The sequence below is a fragment of the Nonomuraea sp. NPDC050786 genome (genome assembly GCF_040654115.1).
Taxonomy (GTDB): domain Bacteria; phylum Actinomycetota; class Actinomycetes; order Streptosporangiales; family Streptosporangiaceae; genus Nonomuraea.
In genome coordinates this window covers 65,331-77,044 of sequence record NZ_JBFAHJ010000021.1, presented here as the reverse complement: position 1 = coordinate 77,044, position 11,714 = coordinate 65,331, and the positions used below count along the sequence as shown (strand labels likewise).

General features: G+C 70.8%; 15 protein-coding genes. 9 read left to right on the top strand and 6 right to left on the bottom strand.

What is annotated here, in order from left to right; all coding sequences use genetic code 11:
* Positions 1-130 precede the first annotated feature (130 nt).
* The 3 genes from AB0H84_RS32425 (at position 131) to AB0H84_RS32415 (ending at position 2,425) form a co-directional block, all read left to right on the top strand.
* Positions 131-865: a hypothetical protein gene (locus AB0H84_RS32425; protein WP_357612628.1), complete on the top strand. Its 735-nt coding sequence runs from the start codon at positions 131-133 to the stop codon at positions 863-865.
* Between the two features lie 134 nt (positions 866-999).
* A complete protein-coding gene (locus tag AB0H84_RS32420) occupies positions 1,000-1,704 on the top strand; it encodes a DUF4344 domain-containing metallopeptidase (protein ID WP_357612625.1) in 705 nt (234 codons plus the stop codon).
* Positions 1,705-1,720: 16 nt separating this feature from the next.
* Complete coding sequence (locus AB0H84_RS32415) at positions 1,721-2,425, top strand: maleylpyruvate isomerase N-terminal domain-containing protein (protein ID WP_357612623.1); 705 nt, start codon at positions 1,721-1,723, stop codon at positions 2,423-2,425.
* Between the two features lie 39 nt (positions 2,426-2,464).
* On the opposite strand, the gene AB0H84_RS32410 is transcribed toward AB0H84_RS32415, so the two are convergent.
* The 3 genes from AB0H84_RS32410 to AB0H84_RS32400 form a co-directional block, all read right to left on the bottom strand.
* The gene (locus AB0H84_RS32410) at positions 2,465-2,704 is read right to left on the bottom strand and encodes a DUF3040 domain-containing protein (RefSeq protein ID WP_344987182.1); all 240 of its coding nucleotides are present in this window, start codon (positions 2,702-2,704) and stop codon (positions 2,465-2,467) included.
* Positions 2,705-2,785: 81 nt separating this feature from the next.
* A complete protein-coding gene (locus AB0H84_RS32405) occupies positions 2,786-3,031 on the bottom strand; it encodes a type B 50S ribosomal protein L31 (protein WP_357612620.1) in 246 nt (81 codons plus the stop codon).
* Between the two features lie 28 nt (positions 3,032-3,059).
* Positions 3,060-3,827 (bottom strand): SDR family oxidoreductase, encoded by a 768-nt coding sequence (locus AB0H84_RS32400; protein WP_357612618.1) that lies wholly within the window; start codon positions 3,825-3,827, stop codon positions 3,060-3,062.
* Positions 3,828-3,962: 135 nt separating this feature from the next.
* On the opposite strand from AB0H84_RS32400, the gene AB0H84_RS32395 reads away from it, so the two are divergent.
* Both AB0H84_RS32395 and recQ read left to right on the top strand, forming a co-directional pair.
* Complete coding sequence (locus tag AB0H84_RS32395) at positions 3,963-5,123, top strand: MFS transporter (RefSeq protein WP_357612615.1); 1,161 nt, start codon at positions 3,963-3,965, stop codon at positions 5,121-5,123.
* A gap of 257 nt (positions 5,124-5,380) precedes the next feature.
* The gene (gene recQ / locus AB0H84_RS32390; protein WP_357612612.1) at positions 5,381-7,192 is read left to right on the top strand and encodes a DNA helicase RecQ; all 1,812 of its coding nucleotides are present in this window, start codon (positions 5,381-5,383) and stop codon (positions 7,190-7,192) included.
* A gap of 276 nt (positions 7,193-7,468) precedes the next feature.
* On the opposite strand, the gene AB0H84_RS32385 is transcribed toward recQ, so the two are convergent.
* The gene (locus AB0H84_RS32385) at positions 7,469-8,083 is read right to left on the bottom strand and encodes a TIGR03086 family metal-binding protein (RefSeq protein WP_357612609.1); all 615 of its coding nucleotides are present in this window, start codon (positions 8,081-8,083) and stop codon (positions 7,469-7,471) included.
* A 96-nt stretch (positions 8,084-8,179) separates the two neighbouring features.
* On the opposite strand from AB0H84_RS32385, the gene AB0H84_RS32380 reads away from it, so the two are divergent.
* Positions 8,180-8,692, top strand: coding sequence for a hypothetical protein (locus tag AB0H84_RS32380; RefSeq protein ID WP_357612607.1), 513 nt, complete (start codon positions 8,180-8,182; stop codon positions 8,690-8,692).
* Here the strand turns inward: AB0H84_RS32380 and AB0H84_RS32375 are convergent.
* Positions 8,685-9,524: a lysophospholipase gene (locus AB0H84_RS32375; protein WP_357612604.1), complete on the bottom strand. Its 840-nt coding sequence runs from the start codon at positions 9,522-9,524 to the stop codon at positions 8,685-8,687. The two genes, AB0H84_RS32380 and AB0H84_RS32375, sit on opposite strands and share 8 nt — an antisense overlap.
* 67 nt (positions 9,525-9,591) lie before the next feature.
* Here AB0H84_RS32375 and AB0H84_RS32370 point away from each other — a divergent pair, with 67 nt between their 5' ends.
* The 3 genes from AB0H84_RS32370 to AB0H84_RS32360 are packed head-to-tail and all read left to right on the top strand — an operon-like array spanning position 9,592 to position 11,016.
* Complete coding sequence (locus AB0H84_RS32370) at positions 9,592-10,080, top strand: methylated-DNA--[protein]-cysteine S-methyltransferase (protein ID WP_357612601.1); 489 nt, start codon at positions 9,592-9,594, stop codon at positions 10,078-10,080.
* Positions 10,077-10,757: a 2OG-Fe(II) oxygenase gene (locus AB0H84_RS32365; protein ID WP_357612598.1), complete on the top strand. Its 681-nt coding sequence runs from the start codon at positions 10,077-10,079 to the stop codon at positions 10,755-10,757. The genes AB0H84_RS32370 and AB0H84_RS32365 overlap by 4 nt, the downstream gene beginning before the upstream one ends.
* Before the next feature lie 16 nt (positions 10,758-10,773).
* Positions 10,774-11,016 carry a hypothetical protein gene (locus AB0H84_RS32360; RefSeq protein WP_357612595.1) on the top strand — a complete coding sequence of 81 codons (243 nt, stop codon included), beginning with the start codon at positions 10,774-10,776 and terminating at the stop codon, positions 11,014-11,016.
* Here AB0H84_RS32360 and AB0H84_RS32355 read toward each other — a convergent pair.
* Entirely contained in the window at positions 11,000-11,680 is a 681-nt protein-coding gene (locus AB0H84_RS32355) for a helix-turn-helix domain-containing protein (protein ID WP_357612593.1), read from the bottom strand. The two genes, AB0H84_RS32360 and AB0H84_RS32355, sit on opposite strands and share 17 nt — an antisense overlap.
* Positions 11,681-11,714 lie beyond the last annotated feature (34 nt).

Here is an 11,714-nt window from a genome sequence, read left to right as displayed (position 1 = left end):
TAACGCCGTGATCAAATATTTTTTCAAATTTTAGCCAACCTTTTCCCCATCCCGTGGCTCAAAGTAGTACGGGGAGCCGGCCACCCCGAGCCGGCTCCGAGTCAATACGGGGAGAGGAATCAGCACCCTCATGAGAAAGATCGCACTGGGTATCGCCTCCGCCATTGTCGGTGGAGCCATGCTGCTGTCGGGCGCGGGGGCCGCCTCGGCCGCCACCAAGACCGACACGCAGCTCAAGATCCGTGACATCACGCCCAACCCGGTCGTGGTCAAGGCCGGAGCCGAGACGACCGCCTACTTCGACATCGGCGCCAGCTCCGACGTCAAGAAGGTCGAGCTCAGCGTTTCGCCCGAGAGCGTCCAGACGCTGCGCGCCAAGGACGTCAGGGACCTCGAGGGCTGGCGTTTCGCCGTCGGCTTCACCGAGGGCGACGCCACCGGCAAGTGGAGCGCCACCGCCGTGGCCTTCGACGGCGCCGGCAAGCAGATCGCCAAGGACACGGCGTACTTCTCGGTCGAGGTCGAGAAGGGCAAGGCCGAGACGCGCATCTCGGGCTTCAGCGCCGACCCGTACAAGGTCCGCAAGGGCAAGCGGATCGAGTTCTCCGGCCGTCTCCAGGTGGATGACGAGGGCTGGGAGGGCGTCCGCGGCGAGAAGGTGAACGTCTTCTTCCGCGCGAACGGCTCCAGCGGCTGGAAGTGGGTCGCCTCCGCCAGGACCAAGTGGGGCGGCAAGTTCTACGCCTCGACGCGCGCCTACAAGAGCGGCACGTTCCGGGCCGTCTTCGACGGTGACGACGAGCTGCAGGGCGCCACGAGCCGCACGGACTACGTGCGGGTCTACGGCCCCTGGTGGCGTCGCTAGTCCATGACACCGAGGCCCGGCCCCGTCACGGGGCCGGGCCTTCGGCTTTTCCGAACCGGCATGCAGGTTTAGCGATCTCCTGTCCCGCGCATGGACTGTCGCATTGTGTCGACCGTCCCCCGAAGGAGCTCCGCATGCCGCATCCCCTCATCGCTCTCGTCCTGAGCATGACGAGCACGCTGGGAGCGGCCCCCTCGCCGGAGCTGTCGGTGAGCTACGAGCAGCCGGGCTCGCCCCGGGCCGAGCAGGCCAGGAAGCTCCTCGAGGAGAGCGGCGCACTGGAGACCGGGATCCGGCTGCCCGCGCCGGTCGAGGTGGTCGCGCGTGACTGCGACGCGGCGCGGGCCACCTGGGAGCACGAGGAGCGCCGGATCACCATCTGCTACCAGCTGGCCGACCAGGCCCGGCGCGTGCTGGACGGCATCTCCGAGACCGAGGAGGCCGACGCCGGCACCGGGTCCGCCCGCGTGGATGCGGCGCTGTCCGTGCTCTTCCACCACGAGCTCGGCCAGGCCCTGACCACGCTCAACGGCCTGCCCGAGAGCGACGGGCAGGCCGACCGGTTCGCGGCGCTGACGCTCCTCGCCGACGCGCCCGAGCGCGTGGTGGCCGCCGCCGAGGCCCGTCACCTGCTCGCCGGCCACACCGGCATCGAGGGGCTGTCCGGGCCGGCCGAGTCCGCCACGTTCGCCTGCCTGCTGTACGGCGCCGACCCCGGCAAGTACCGCCGCATCGCCGAGGGCGGGTGGGTGCCGCCCGAGCGGGCGCCTTCGTGCGTGGACGAGTACGACCGGGTCAGGTCCGCCATCGGTTCCATGGCCGTGAAAGCAGGCACATAGCGGGTAGCGTCCGAGTATGGCCGACGACCTGCTCAAAGACTTCAATCCGTTCGACATCTTCGACGCCGAGGCGGCGCGGCTCGACCGGTTCTTCGGCGGGCTCGACGAGGCCGGGTGGCGGCGGCCGTCCCGCTGCGAGGGCTGGTCGGTACGGGACGTGCTGGCGCACCTGGCCGGCGAGGAGCTCTACAACCACGCCTGTCTCGACGGGACCGTAGAGGATCTGCTGACCCGGCTCTCCACGTCCGGCGTGGCCGGGTACAACGACTTCAACGAGTGGTCCGTGCGGCAGCGCCGCGACCTGCCCGTGGAGGACGTGCTGGAGGAGTGGCGCGCCAAGAACGGCGAGACGCGGCGGCGCATGCGAGAGCTCGGGCCCGACGCGTTGATCGACACGATGGCCGGGCCCTATCCGTGCGGCCTGCAGGCCTTCCACTACGCCTCCGAGTACGCCACCCACGCCGACGACGTCGGCGCGCCCGTCTCCGACGCCGAGGCCGACGACAGGACGTTCTGGCGGGTCGCCGTGGGGCGGTTCGTGCTGGCGGAGCAGGAGGCCAAGGTGCAGGTGGAGCAGACGGCCGACGAGATCTGGGGCGCCGTGAACGGGGTCACCGCCTCGCTGTCGTATCCGGAGTTCGTGGAGGCCACGGTCGGACGCCTGCCGGCCTCGCACGGGATCGAGCCGCGCATCGTCGCGGCCCTGAGGTGCCTCGCCTGACCACCGGAGGAACGGGGGTCAGGCACGGGGCGGCGGGGCTCAGGTGGTCAGCACGGCCAGCAGGAGCAGCACGATCATCAGAGCCCCGACCGCGAAGATCATCCAGACGTGTGCCAGCGCCCACATGCGCAGGCGATCACCGTACGCCTGGGGGAAGATGTCCCCGTCGGACTCGATCTTGTTGATCGCCGCGACGCGCTTGGCCAGCTCGGGGTCCTCTCGCTCAAGGGCCTGCTCGATCTCAGCGAGAATGCGGCGTTCCTTTCCAGAGAGACTCATCGCCATCACCACTGCTCCGATGCCGGTGACCCCCTTTTACCCACCAGTAGCGCAGGCATGCCCGCCCGTTCCGGACAGACGTCACTTCCTCCCATAACGCTGGTTGAAACGCTCGACGCGGCCGGCCGAATCGAGAATGCGGCCGCGACCGGTGTAGAAGGGGTGGCTGGCGGACGACACGTCCACGTCGACGACGGGGTACGTGCCGCCGTCCTCCCACTCGACGGTCTGGTCGGAGGCCAGGGTGGAGCGGGTGAGGAAGGCGTACCCGACGCTGGGGTCACGGAAGACGACGGGCCGGTACGCGGGGTGCAGGTTCTTCTTCATGCCCCTCTCAACCGGGCGACAACGGTTTTCATTCCCGCGCTTCCGGGTCGAGTCCGAGCACCGTACGCCCGCCGTCCACGGGGATGGTGGCGCCGTTGACGAACGCGGCCTCGTCCGACAGGAGGTGCGCCACGACGGAGGCCACCTCCGCCGGGGTGGCCACCCGGCCCAAGGGGTGCAGCCTGGCGAGCTGCTCCTCGACCGCCCGGCGCTCCTCGGGCGTCCGGGAGGCCAGGAACGCCTCGTACCGCTCCGTGGCCACCGAGCCGGGGGCCACGGCGTTGACCCTGATGCCGTGCCTGCCGTACTCGACGGCCAGCGACCTCGTCAGGCCCTCCGTGGCGGCCTTGGCGGTCGCGTACGGGAGGCTGCCGGGCACGGCCCTGGTGGCCTGGTGCGAGGTGACGTTGACGATGGCGCCGGGCGTACCGGCCGCGAGGAAGTGGCGCACGGCGGTGGCGCAGCCGACGACGGCGAGGTCGAGGTTCGCCGCGATCAGAGCCCTGACCTCGGAGATCGGATCGGAGTGAACGGACGCGTCCCGGAACACGGCCGCGTTGTTGACCCAGCCGCGCAGAGTGCCCGACTCCTGGGCCAGGTCGGCGGCCCAGGCGGCGACCTCCTCGTCGGCCGCGTCACCGATCACGGGGACGACTCGGGGGCCGGCCCAGGAGAGCGCGTCGGGGTCGCGTTCGACGGCCACGACGGTGTCCTTCCCGTCCCCGCCGAGCAGCCGTTCCACCACAGCCTTTCCAATTCCGCGTCCGCCACCGGTCACCACGTAGGAAAAACTCATGACTCGACGTTATTCCGATTTCACAATGCGTTGGCACAAGTCAGATGAAGTGACTTTTATCACCGTATTTCCTCTCGGTGAACGGGAACTATTCTCGGCGTGATCCACGCAGCCGGATCGAAGTCCCATGTTTGGATGGTCGCCGCTCTCTCCATCACGCAGACCGCCGGTTACGGCGTGCTCTATTACGCTTTCTCTGTGTTCATCCCGCCGATGTCCCGCGAACTGCACGCGGGCGTCGCGCAGCTCACCGGGGCCATCACGCTGGCCGTGCTGGTGTCGGGGGTGGCGGCGCCGGTCATCGGCCGCTGGCTGGACCGCCACGGCGGCCGCGGGCTGATGACCGTGGGCTCGGTGCTCGGCGGCCTGGCGGTGCTGGCCTGGTCCCAGGTGCGCTCTGTCACGCAGCTGTACCTGGTGTGCGGGGTGCTGGGCGTGGCGTCGGCGATGGTGCTGTACGAGGCGGCGTTCGCGGTGATCGTGGCCTGGTTCGACGCGACCAGGCGGGCGCGCGCGTTACTCGCGGTGACGGTCGTGGCGGGCTTCGCCTCCAGCATCTTCCTGCCGCTGACGGGCCTTCTCGTCGAGCTGTACGGATGGCGGCAGGCGCTGGTCATCCTGGCCGTCGGATACGCGTTGACCTCGGTCCCGCTGCACGCCCTGGCCGTGCGGAGCCGGGGGGCGCCGCCGCGCGCCGACCGGCGCGAGATCGTCGGGGCGGCGCTGCGCGAGCGGCCCTTCTGGCTGCTGGCGACGGCCTTCCTCTCTCAGACGGGCGCGGTGGGGGTCATGGGGATGCTGCTGGTCACGTACCTGATCGCCCTCGGGCATCCACCCGTGTTCGCGGCCGGTGTGGCGGGGCTGCTCGGGGTGCTGTCGGTGACCGGGCGGCTCGTCACCACGGGGCTGCAGGGGCGGTGGTCGGTGGCCTTGATCACTGCCGTCATGTTCGGGCTGCAGGGGCTGGCGGCGGTGCTCCTGCCCCTGGTGGGGCGGAGCCTGCCAGGGGCCGTGGCCTCCGTCGTGCTGTTCGGGCTGGGGTTCGGGGTGGCCACCATCGCCCGGCCCGCGCTGCTGGCCGACCGGTACGGCACGGGAGCGTACGCGTCGCTGAGCGGGGCGCTCGCGCTGCCCGTCACGGTGGCCAAGGCGGTCGCGCCGCTGCTGGCGGCGGGGATCGCCCAGTTCGCCGGGTACCCCGCGGTCATGGGGGCGGTGGCGGCGGCGTGCGCGCTCGGCGCCCTCTCCCTGGTGGCCTACGACCGCGGCGTCCGCCCGGGTCCTGCCCCCGCCTGACCGCCCCCTTGAAGGTCCACGCCTCTGCGCAGCCGCGCGTCATGCCGACGCCCGGCAGGGGCGCGCACTGTAAGGGTGAAAGCGCCAAAGACCTCGCAGTACACGGCCGGAGTGGGTGGAGCGGGGAACGCGGCGGTGGCACGGTCACCGGGATCGTCGGGCAGACTGGTGGGACGCCGTCCGGAGGCCGCCGGCGGGTCCGATCGCCGTGGGCGGAACTCACGAAACGTCCTCCCCCGAACACGTAAGGTAGCCGCATGGATACCCCCATCGAGGTTCTGCACCGCGTGTTCGGCTACGACTCGTTCAGGGCGGGACAGCAGGAGATCATCGACCATGTCGTGGCCGGCGGCGACGCGCTCGTCCTCATGCCCACCGGCGGCGGCAAATCGCTCTGCTACCAGATCCCCGCGCTGGTGCGGCGTGGCGTGGGCGTGGTCATCTCCCCACTGATCGCGTTGATGCAGGACCAGGTCGACGCGCTGCGCGCACTCGGCGTGCGGGCGGGGTTCCTCAACTCGACGCAGGACTTCGACGAACGGCAGCTGGTCGAGTCCGAGTTCCTGGCCGGCGAGCTCGACCTGCTCTACCTCGCCCCCGAGCGGCTGCGGGTCGACGCCACGCAGCGGCTGCTGGCCAAGGGCGAGATCTCGGTGTTCGCCATCGACGAGGCGCACTGCGTGGCGCAGTGGGGACACGACTTCCGCCCCGACTACCTCGAGCTGTCCACGCTGCGCGAGCGCTGGCCGGAGGTGCCGCGCATCGCGCTGACCGCCACCGCCACCCCGGCCACCCACGCCGAGATCTCCTCCCGGCTCGGCCTCGACCAGGCCCGCCATTTCGTCGCCGGCTTCGACCGGCCCAACATCCACTACCGCATCACGCCCAAGAGCGAGCCCAAGCGGCAGCTGCTGGAGTTCCTGCGCACCGAGCACCCCGGCGAGTCGGGCATCGTCTACTGCCTGTCGCGCTCCTCGGTCGAGAAGATCGCCGAGTTCCTGGCGGACAACGGCATCGCCGCGGTGCCGTACCACGCGGGTCTCGACGCCCGCACCCGCGCCGCCCACCAGGCCCGGTTCCTGCGGGAGGACGGGCTGATCGTGGTGGCCACGATCGCGTTCGGCATGGGCATCGACAAGCCCGACGTGCGCTTCGTCGCCCACCTCGACCTGCCGAAGTCGGTCGAGGGCTACTACCAGGAGACCGGGCGCGCGGGGCGCGACGGCCTGCCCGCCACGGCGTGGATGGCGTACGGCCTCCAGGACGTCGTCCAGCACCGCCGGATGGCCATGGAGGGCGACGAGGCACACCGTCGCCGCCAGGTGCTCCATCTCGACGCCATGCTGGCGCTCTGCGAGACCGTGGGCTGCCGCCGGGTGATGCTGCTCGACTACTTCGGGCAGAAGGGCGCCGAGCCGTGCGGAAACTGCGACACCTGCCAGACGGCGCCGGAGTCGTGGGACGGCACGATCGCCGCCCAGAAGGTACTCTCGACGGTGCTGCGGCTGGCGCGGGAGCGGCGGCAGAAGTTCGGGGTGGGGCAGGTGGTCGACATCCTGCTCGGGAAGAAGACCGCCAAGGTGCTGCAGCACGGCCACGAGACGCTCTCCGTGTTCGGGGTGGGCGCGGACCTGGGCAACGCGGAGTGGCACGGCGTGGTGCGGCAGCTGCTCGCGCAGGGGCTGCTGGCGGTGGAGTCCGACTACGGGGCGCTGGTGCTGACCGACGCCAGCACGGCGGTGCTGCGGGGGCAGCGCGAGGTGCTGCTGCGCCGCGACACCCTGCGCCCGGCCCGGGCCAAGGTGGCGTCCTCTTCCAAGGACAGGGCGGTGGCCGAGCTGTCCGCCGAGGCCGCCCCGCTCTTCGAACGGCTCCGCTCGTGGCGGGCCGCCACCGCGAAGGAGCAGGGGGTGCCCGCCTATGTCATCTTCCACGACGCGACGTTGAGGGAGATCGCCACCGTCCGGCCGTCCTCGGTCGCCGAGCTGAGCGGGATCAACGGAGTCGGCGAGAACAAGCTGGCGAAATACGGGGAGCAGCTGCTTGAGGTCCTCGGCGAGGACACCTGAGCGGGCGCGGCGCGCCTCTGCTGCGCATAAGGGCGGGCGTGGTGGTGGCGACGGCCGCACGAAGAACGGTCGTCGCCACCACGTTGTCGGCCTGGTCGCGGCGATCAGCTCGCCGCCCCGCTGACAACCGGCCGGACGCGTGTCGGGCTCGCGATGACGAGCGCCTTTGACTTGCCGTACAAGATGATCGTACGGCGTGTGAGCGGGAAATGGTGCCCGGGGCTGGGTGTTCTGTCCTTCAGGATGGGGTGACCGCGCTGGTCAGGGGCTCGTTGATCAATTCGGATCGCGGCCGAGGTAGGCCAGGAGGCGGTCCTCGGCGGGGGCGTGCGGGGGCACGGGCACCCGCGGGGCGAACCTGTGCGGCCGGTCCCGCCCGGTGACGAACAGCTGGGCCAGGTCCAGCAGTTCGTCGGCCATCAGGGACGGGATCGGGCGGTGCTCGCCGCAGGATCTGGCCACGTCCCAGCCGTGCACGGTGATCTCGATCGCGCCCGCCGCGGCCACCACCGGGCTCGTGAGATGGTGGTCGGCTATGGCGATCAGCTGGTTGCCCGAAGGGGTGCCCGCGATCCGGTTGCTCGCGAGAGTGCCCGTCCACAGGGCCAGCACTTCGGTGGCGCCGTCCCGGAGGCGGAGCGCCGGGTTGTGGCAGCTGCCCTCTGACACCTCGTCCACCGGTGACAGGGCGATGTGGCCGGTGGCGGCGTCGTTCAGGGTTTGGAGCGAGTCGGCCATGTGGTCGAGCAGGCGCTGGAGGTTCCAGTCCGCGCAGGGTGTCGCCCGGCAGAGGGTCGCCGTCGTGACCAGGCGCAGGCTGCCCAGCGCGTAGTCGATCGCCCGCTCCAGCAGTGCCACCCCCGCGACCGATGCCGATGTCTGCTCGCACATATCGCCTCCTCACCCCATGCAGACCCCGCTGCCGGAGAAAACTCATCGGCCGGAACCTCCTGCGCTGATCCCGAGTAGAGAGAGCGAGGAGGTTTGATGAAACAGCTGATGGTGGCGATGCTCCTGCTGGTCGCCGGGTGCTCGGCCGGGACCGGCGCCCCTGCCCCCACCTCTGCCTCTGCCCCCGTGGCGAGGTCCCCCGTCCCGAGCTCTGATATCCCGGCCATCACCCCGAGTCCGACGGCGACCAGGGCGGTGTGCAACGAGACCTCGGTGATCCTCGGTGGCGGGTTCCCGGAGGTGCGCGGGACGGCGCGGAACGCGGAGCTGTGGGGGTTGCTGTTCGCCCCCGGACCACCGCTCGCCAGCGGCGAAGAGATCAAGATCGTGTGGCGGATGACCGGCGAGGGACCGCTGCGGGTCAGGGCGTCGCTTGCCGACGGCACGCCGGCCAAGCTCGCCTGGGGCCCCGAGGAGCACAGCGGATCCAACTGGCAGCGGCCGGGCCAGGAATGGGGCACGGGGTTCGTGTTCCCCAGGCCCGGCTGCTGGAAGATCGAGCTCACCCGCACGCGGGGCTCAGGATACGTATGGCTCTCCGTCAAATAGCCCGTCGAACGGCCCGGTCGATGAAGGCCGTCACGTCGTCCAGGACCTCGTCCTTGTTGGTCTCGTTGAAGACCTCGTGCCTGGCGCCCTCGTAGATCCGCTCGGTCAGGTCCGTACCCTTGATCGCCTCGATGCCGGGACGGCTGCCGCTCAGCGGGACGAGCTCGTCGTCGGCCCCGTGCACCCAGAGCGTGGGCAGCGACCCGAGGCCGCCGCCCTTGGCGATCGTGGCCAGCGTCGTGGCGAACGCCTCCAGCGTGGCCCGCTTGAACGGACCGTGCCACACGAGCGGGTCGGCGGCGTACGCGGCCCCCACCGAGAGGTCGCGGGAGAGGGTGGCCGGGTCGATGGGGGTGTCCGGCGGCTCGCCGTAGGCCAGCAGCGTCGGGACGACCTCCCATTCGCCGATCACCGGCCCAGACAGCACAAGAGCGGCCAGGCCGTCACCGTAACGCTGGGCGTGGCGGGCGGCGATCATGCCGCCCATGGAGTGGCCGATCACCACGACGGGGAGGCCGGGGTGGTCGGCCCTGGCGCGCTCCTCGACGGTGTGCACGTCCGTGACCACGTCCTCGAAGTCCGCGACGAGCACCCGGTCCCCTGCCGACCTGCCGTGGCCCATGTGGTCGAGGCCGTAGACGGCGGCGCCGTGCCGGACGAGCCGGTCGGCGACGTACTCGTAGCGGCCGATGTGCTCGCCGTACCCGTGGATGAGGACGGCGACGTATCGGGGGCGGTCATGGGGCCATTCGCGGACCGTGTTGAGGCCCTTGGTGCCGGTGAAGGTGTGCTCGCGCGACTCCGCCATGGTCACCGAGGCTACGCCGTCCACGGGGACGGCGCTGCTGCGATGTCCGAAAACCGCTGACTTTCGGGCGCCCGTCGGTGTTGTAAAGGGTATGGACATCTACACCACGATCGACAGCCCGCTGGGTGAGATCCTGCTCGCCGGTGACGGCTCGGCGCTGACGCGCGTGTCGTTCAAGGTGGGCACGCGAGAGGGCCTGCGGCGGGATCCGGCCGCGTTCGCCGAGGCCGAGCGGCAGTTCGCCGAGTACTTCGCGGGCGAGCGGACGACGTTCGACCTGCCGCTCGCCTCCCACGGGACCCCGTTCCAGGAGCGGGTGTGGGCGGAGGTGGCGGCGCTGCCGTACGGGACCACGACGACCTACGGCGCGCTCGCCGCGGGCATCGGCGCGCCACGTGACCGAGTCCGCGCGGTCGGCGCGGCCGTCGGCGCGAACCCGCTGCTCATCGTCCGCCCCTGCCACCGCGTCGTCGGCGCGGACGGCACGCTGACCGGGTACGCGGGCGGCCTCGAGCGCAAGCACGAGCTGCTCACCCTCGAAGGCGCCCTGCAGCCGCAGCTCTGGAGCGTGGGCGCATGACCTGGGAGAAGCTGACGGAGGAGGTCAACGCCTACGGGTGCGCCCTCACGCCGCCGCTGCTCACCCCGCAGGAGTGCAAGGAGATCGCCGGCCTGTACGACGAGGTGGGGCTGTTCCGGTCCACCATCGACATGGAGCGGTTCCGGTTCGGGGCCGGGCAGTACCGGTACTTCGCCCGGCCGTTCCCGCCGCTGGTGGAGAGGCTGCGGGCGGAGCTCTACCCGCGGCTGCTGCCGATCGCCCGCGACTGGGCGGCCAAACTGGGACGGCCCGCGCCATGGCCGGACGACTTCGGCGAGTGGCTCGACATGTGCCACAGAGCCGGGCAGACCAAGCCGACACCCATCCTGCTGCGGTACGGGCAGGACGACTGGAACGCGCTGCACCGCGACCTCTACGGCGACCTGGTCTTCCCGTTGCAGGTCGTGATCGGGCTCGACCGGCCGGGCGAGGACTACACCGGGGGCGAGTTCCTGCTGGTGGAGCAGCGGCCGCGAGCCCAGTCGCGGGGCACGGTCACCCTGTTGCCGCAGGGACACGGGCTGATCTTCACCACTCGCGACCGGCCCGTACGGTCGTCGCGGGGCTGGTCGGCCTCCCCTGTGCGGCACGGCGTGAGCACCGTGCGGTCGGGGCTGCGGCATACGCTGGGGCTCGTCTTCCACGACGCCCGCTGACCGTGAGGGGAGGACGATGCGGGAGACAGCGCCCGGCGCGGTGCACGTGCCCGGGTGGCTCACGCTGGACGAGCAGCGACACCTCGTCCAGGCATGCCGCGAGTGGGCCATGGGTCCGGTGCCGATCCGGCACACCGGGGGGCCGTCGCGCTTCGCCTACCACGGCGTGCCGAAGGTCTATCCGGGCACCGGCGATCCCGCCACCGGGCCGGCCTCCGGCCGCCTCGACATCACGATGCGGGTCACGGGTCTACGATGACGTAGTCGAACTCGTCGTCGGTGAGCTTGCGGCGCAGGATCTGCAGGACCCGCTGGGGCTTGTCGTCCGGCCCCTGCACGTAGAACGGCTTGCCGTTGCGGCCGAAGGTGATCGCCGAGTCGCCCTCCCACTTGCCCAGCATGTCGTCGGCCAGGGGCGCGAAGTCCTCGTGCGCCTCGAACCCGAGCGTGCGGGCGTAGTCGATCGACCCGAACACGATGTTCTTGGCCAGCTCGAGCGGCGCCTCCTGCCAGCCCGCGTACTCGCCGAAGAAGTACTGGCGGAAGCGCGCGAGCTCCCGCTCGTCGAGGACGTCGGGGCCGATGGCGTTCTTCAGCCCGAGGCAGTAGACGTCGGCGAGATAGCCGCAGACGGTCATCTTGTCCCAGGTGTGCCGTCGGGCGACCAGCACGCAGACCATGCCGCCCGTGCCCGACTCCGGCGCCTCGTCCACCCACCCGCGGGCGGGATCGACGGTGAGCCCCTCGCTCCAGCCGACGTTGATCCAGCACCCGACCACCTCGGGGTCGACGGTGGGGCTCTCCGCGGCGATGGCCCGCACGAGCGGCGCCACCACGGACGGCGCCACCTTCAGCGCCTTGGCGATCTCCTTCGGAGAGCGGCCCTGAGCCCGCAGCTCACGCACCTGATCCTTCAACTCCATTGGGGAAGCCTAACGCCGGTGCGACCACGCATCG

Excerpts from the sequence above, each read along its gene's own strand:
- AB0H84_RS32425 (WP_357612628.1), top strand. The coding sequence starts at position 131 with ATGAGAAAGATCGCACTGGGTATCGCCTCCGCCATTGTCGGTGGAGCC.
- AB0H84_RS32420 (WP_357612625.1), top strand. The coding sequence starts at position 1,000 with ATGCCGCATCCCCTCATCGCTCTCGTCCTGAGCATGACGAGCACGCTG.
- AB0H84_RS32415 (WP_357612623.1), top strand. The coding sequence starts at position 1,721 with ATGGCCGACGACCTGCTCAAAGACTTCAATCCGTTCGACATCTTCGAC.
- AB0H84_RS32410 (WP_344987182.1), bottom strand. The coding sequence starts at position 2,704 with ATGAGTCTCTCTGGAAAGGAACGCCGCATTCTCGCTGAGATCGAGCAG.
- AB0H84_RS32405 (WP_357612620.1), bottom strand. The coding sequence starts at position 3,031 with ATGAAGAAGAACCTGCACCCCGCGTACCGGCCCGTCGTCTTCCGTGAC.
- AB0H84_RS32400 (WP_357612618.1), bottom strand. The coding sequence starts at position 3,827 with ATGAGTTTTTCCTACGTGGTGACCGGTGGCGGACGCGGAATTGGAAAG.
- AB0H84_RS32395 (WP_357612615.1), top strand. The coding sequence starts at position 3,963 with ATGGTCGCCGCTCTCTCCATCACGCAGACCGCCGGTTACGGCGTGCTC.
- recQ (WP_357612612.1), top strand. The coding sequence starts at position 5,381 with ATGGATACCCCCATCGAGGTTCTGCACCGCGTGTTCGGCTACGACTCG.
- AB0H84_RS32385 (WP_357612609.1), bottom strand. The coding sequence starts at position 8,083 with ATGTGCGAGCAGACATCGGCATCGGTCGCGGGGGTGGCACTGCTGGAG.
- AB0H84_RS32380 (WP_357612607.1), top strand. The coding sequence starts at position 8,180 with ATGAAACAGCTGATGGTGGCGATGCTCCTGCTGGTCGCCGGGTGCTCG.
- AB0H84_RS32370 (WP_357612601.1), top strand. The coding sequence starts at position 9,592 with ATGGACATCTACACCACGATCGACAGCCCGCTGGGTGAGATCCTGCTC.
- AB0H84_RS32365 (WP_357612598.1), top strand. The coding sequence starts at position 10,077 with ATGACCTGGGAGAAGCTGACGGAGGAGGTCAACGCCTACGGGTGCGCC.
- AB0H84_RS32360 (WP_357612595.1), top strand. The coding sequence starts at position 10,774 with ATGCGGGAGACAGCGCCCGGCGCGGTGCACGTGCCCGGGTGGCTCACG.
- AB0H84_RS32355 (WP_357612593.1), bottom strand. The coding sequence starts at position 11,680 with ATGGAGTTGAAGGATCAGGTGCGTGAGCTGCGGGCTCAGGGCCGCTCT.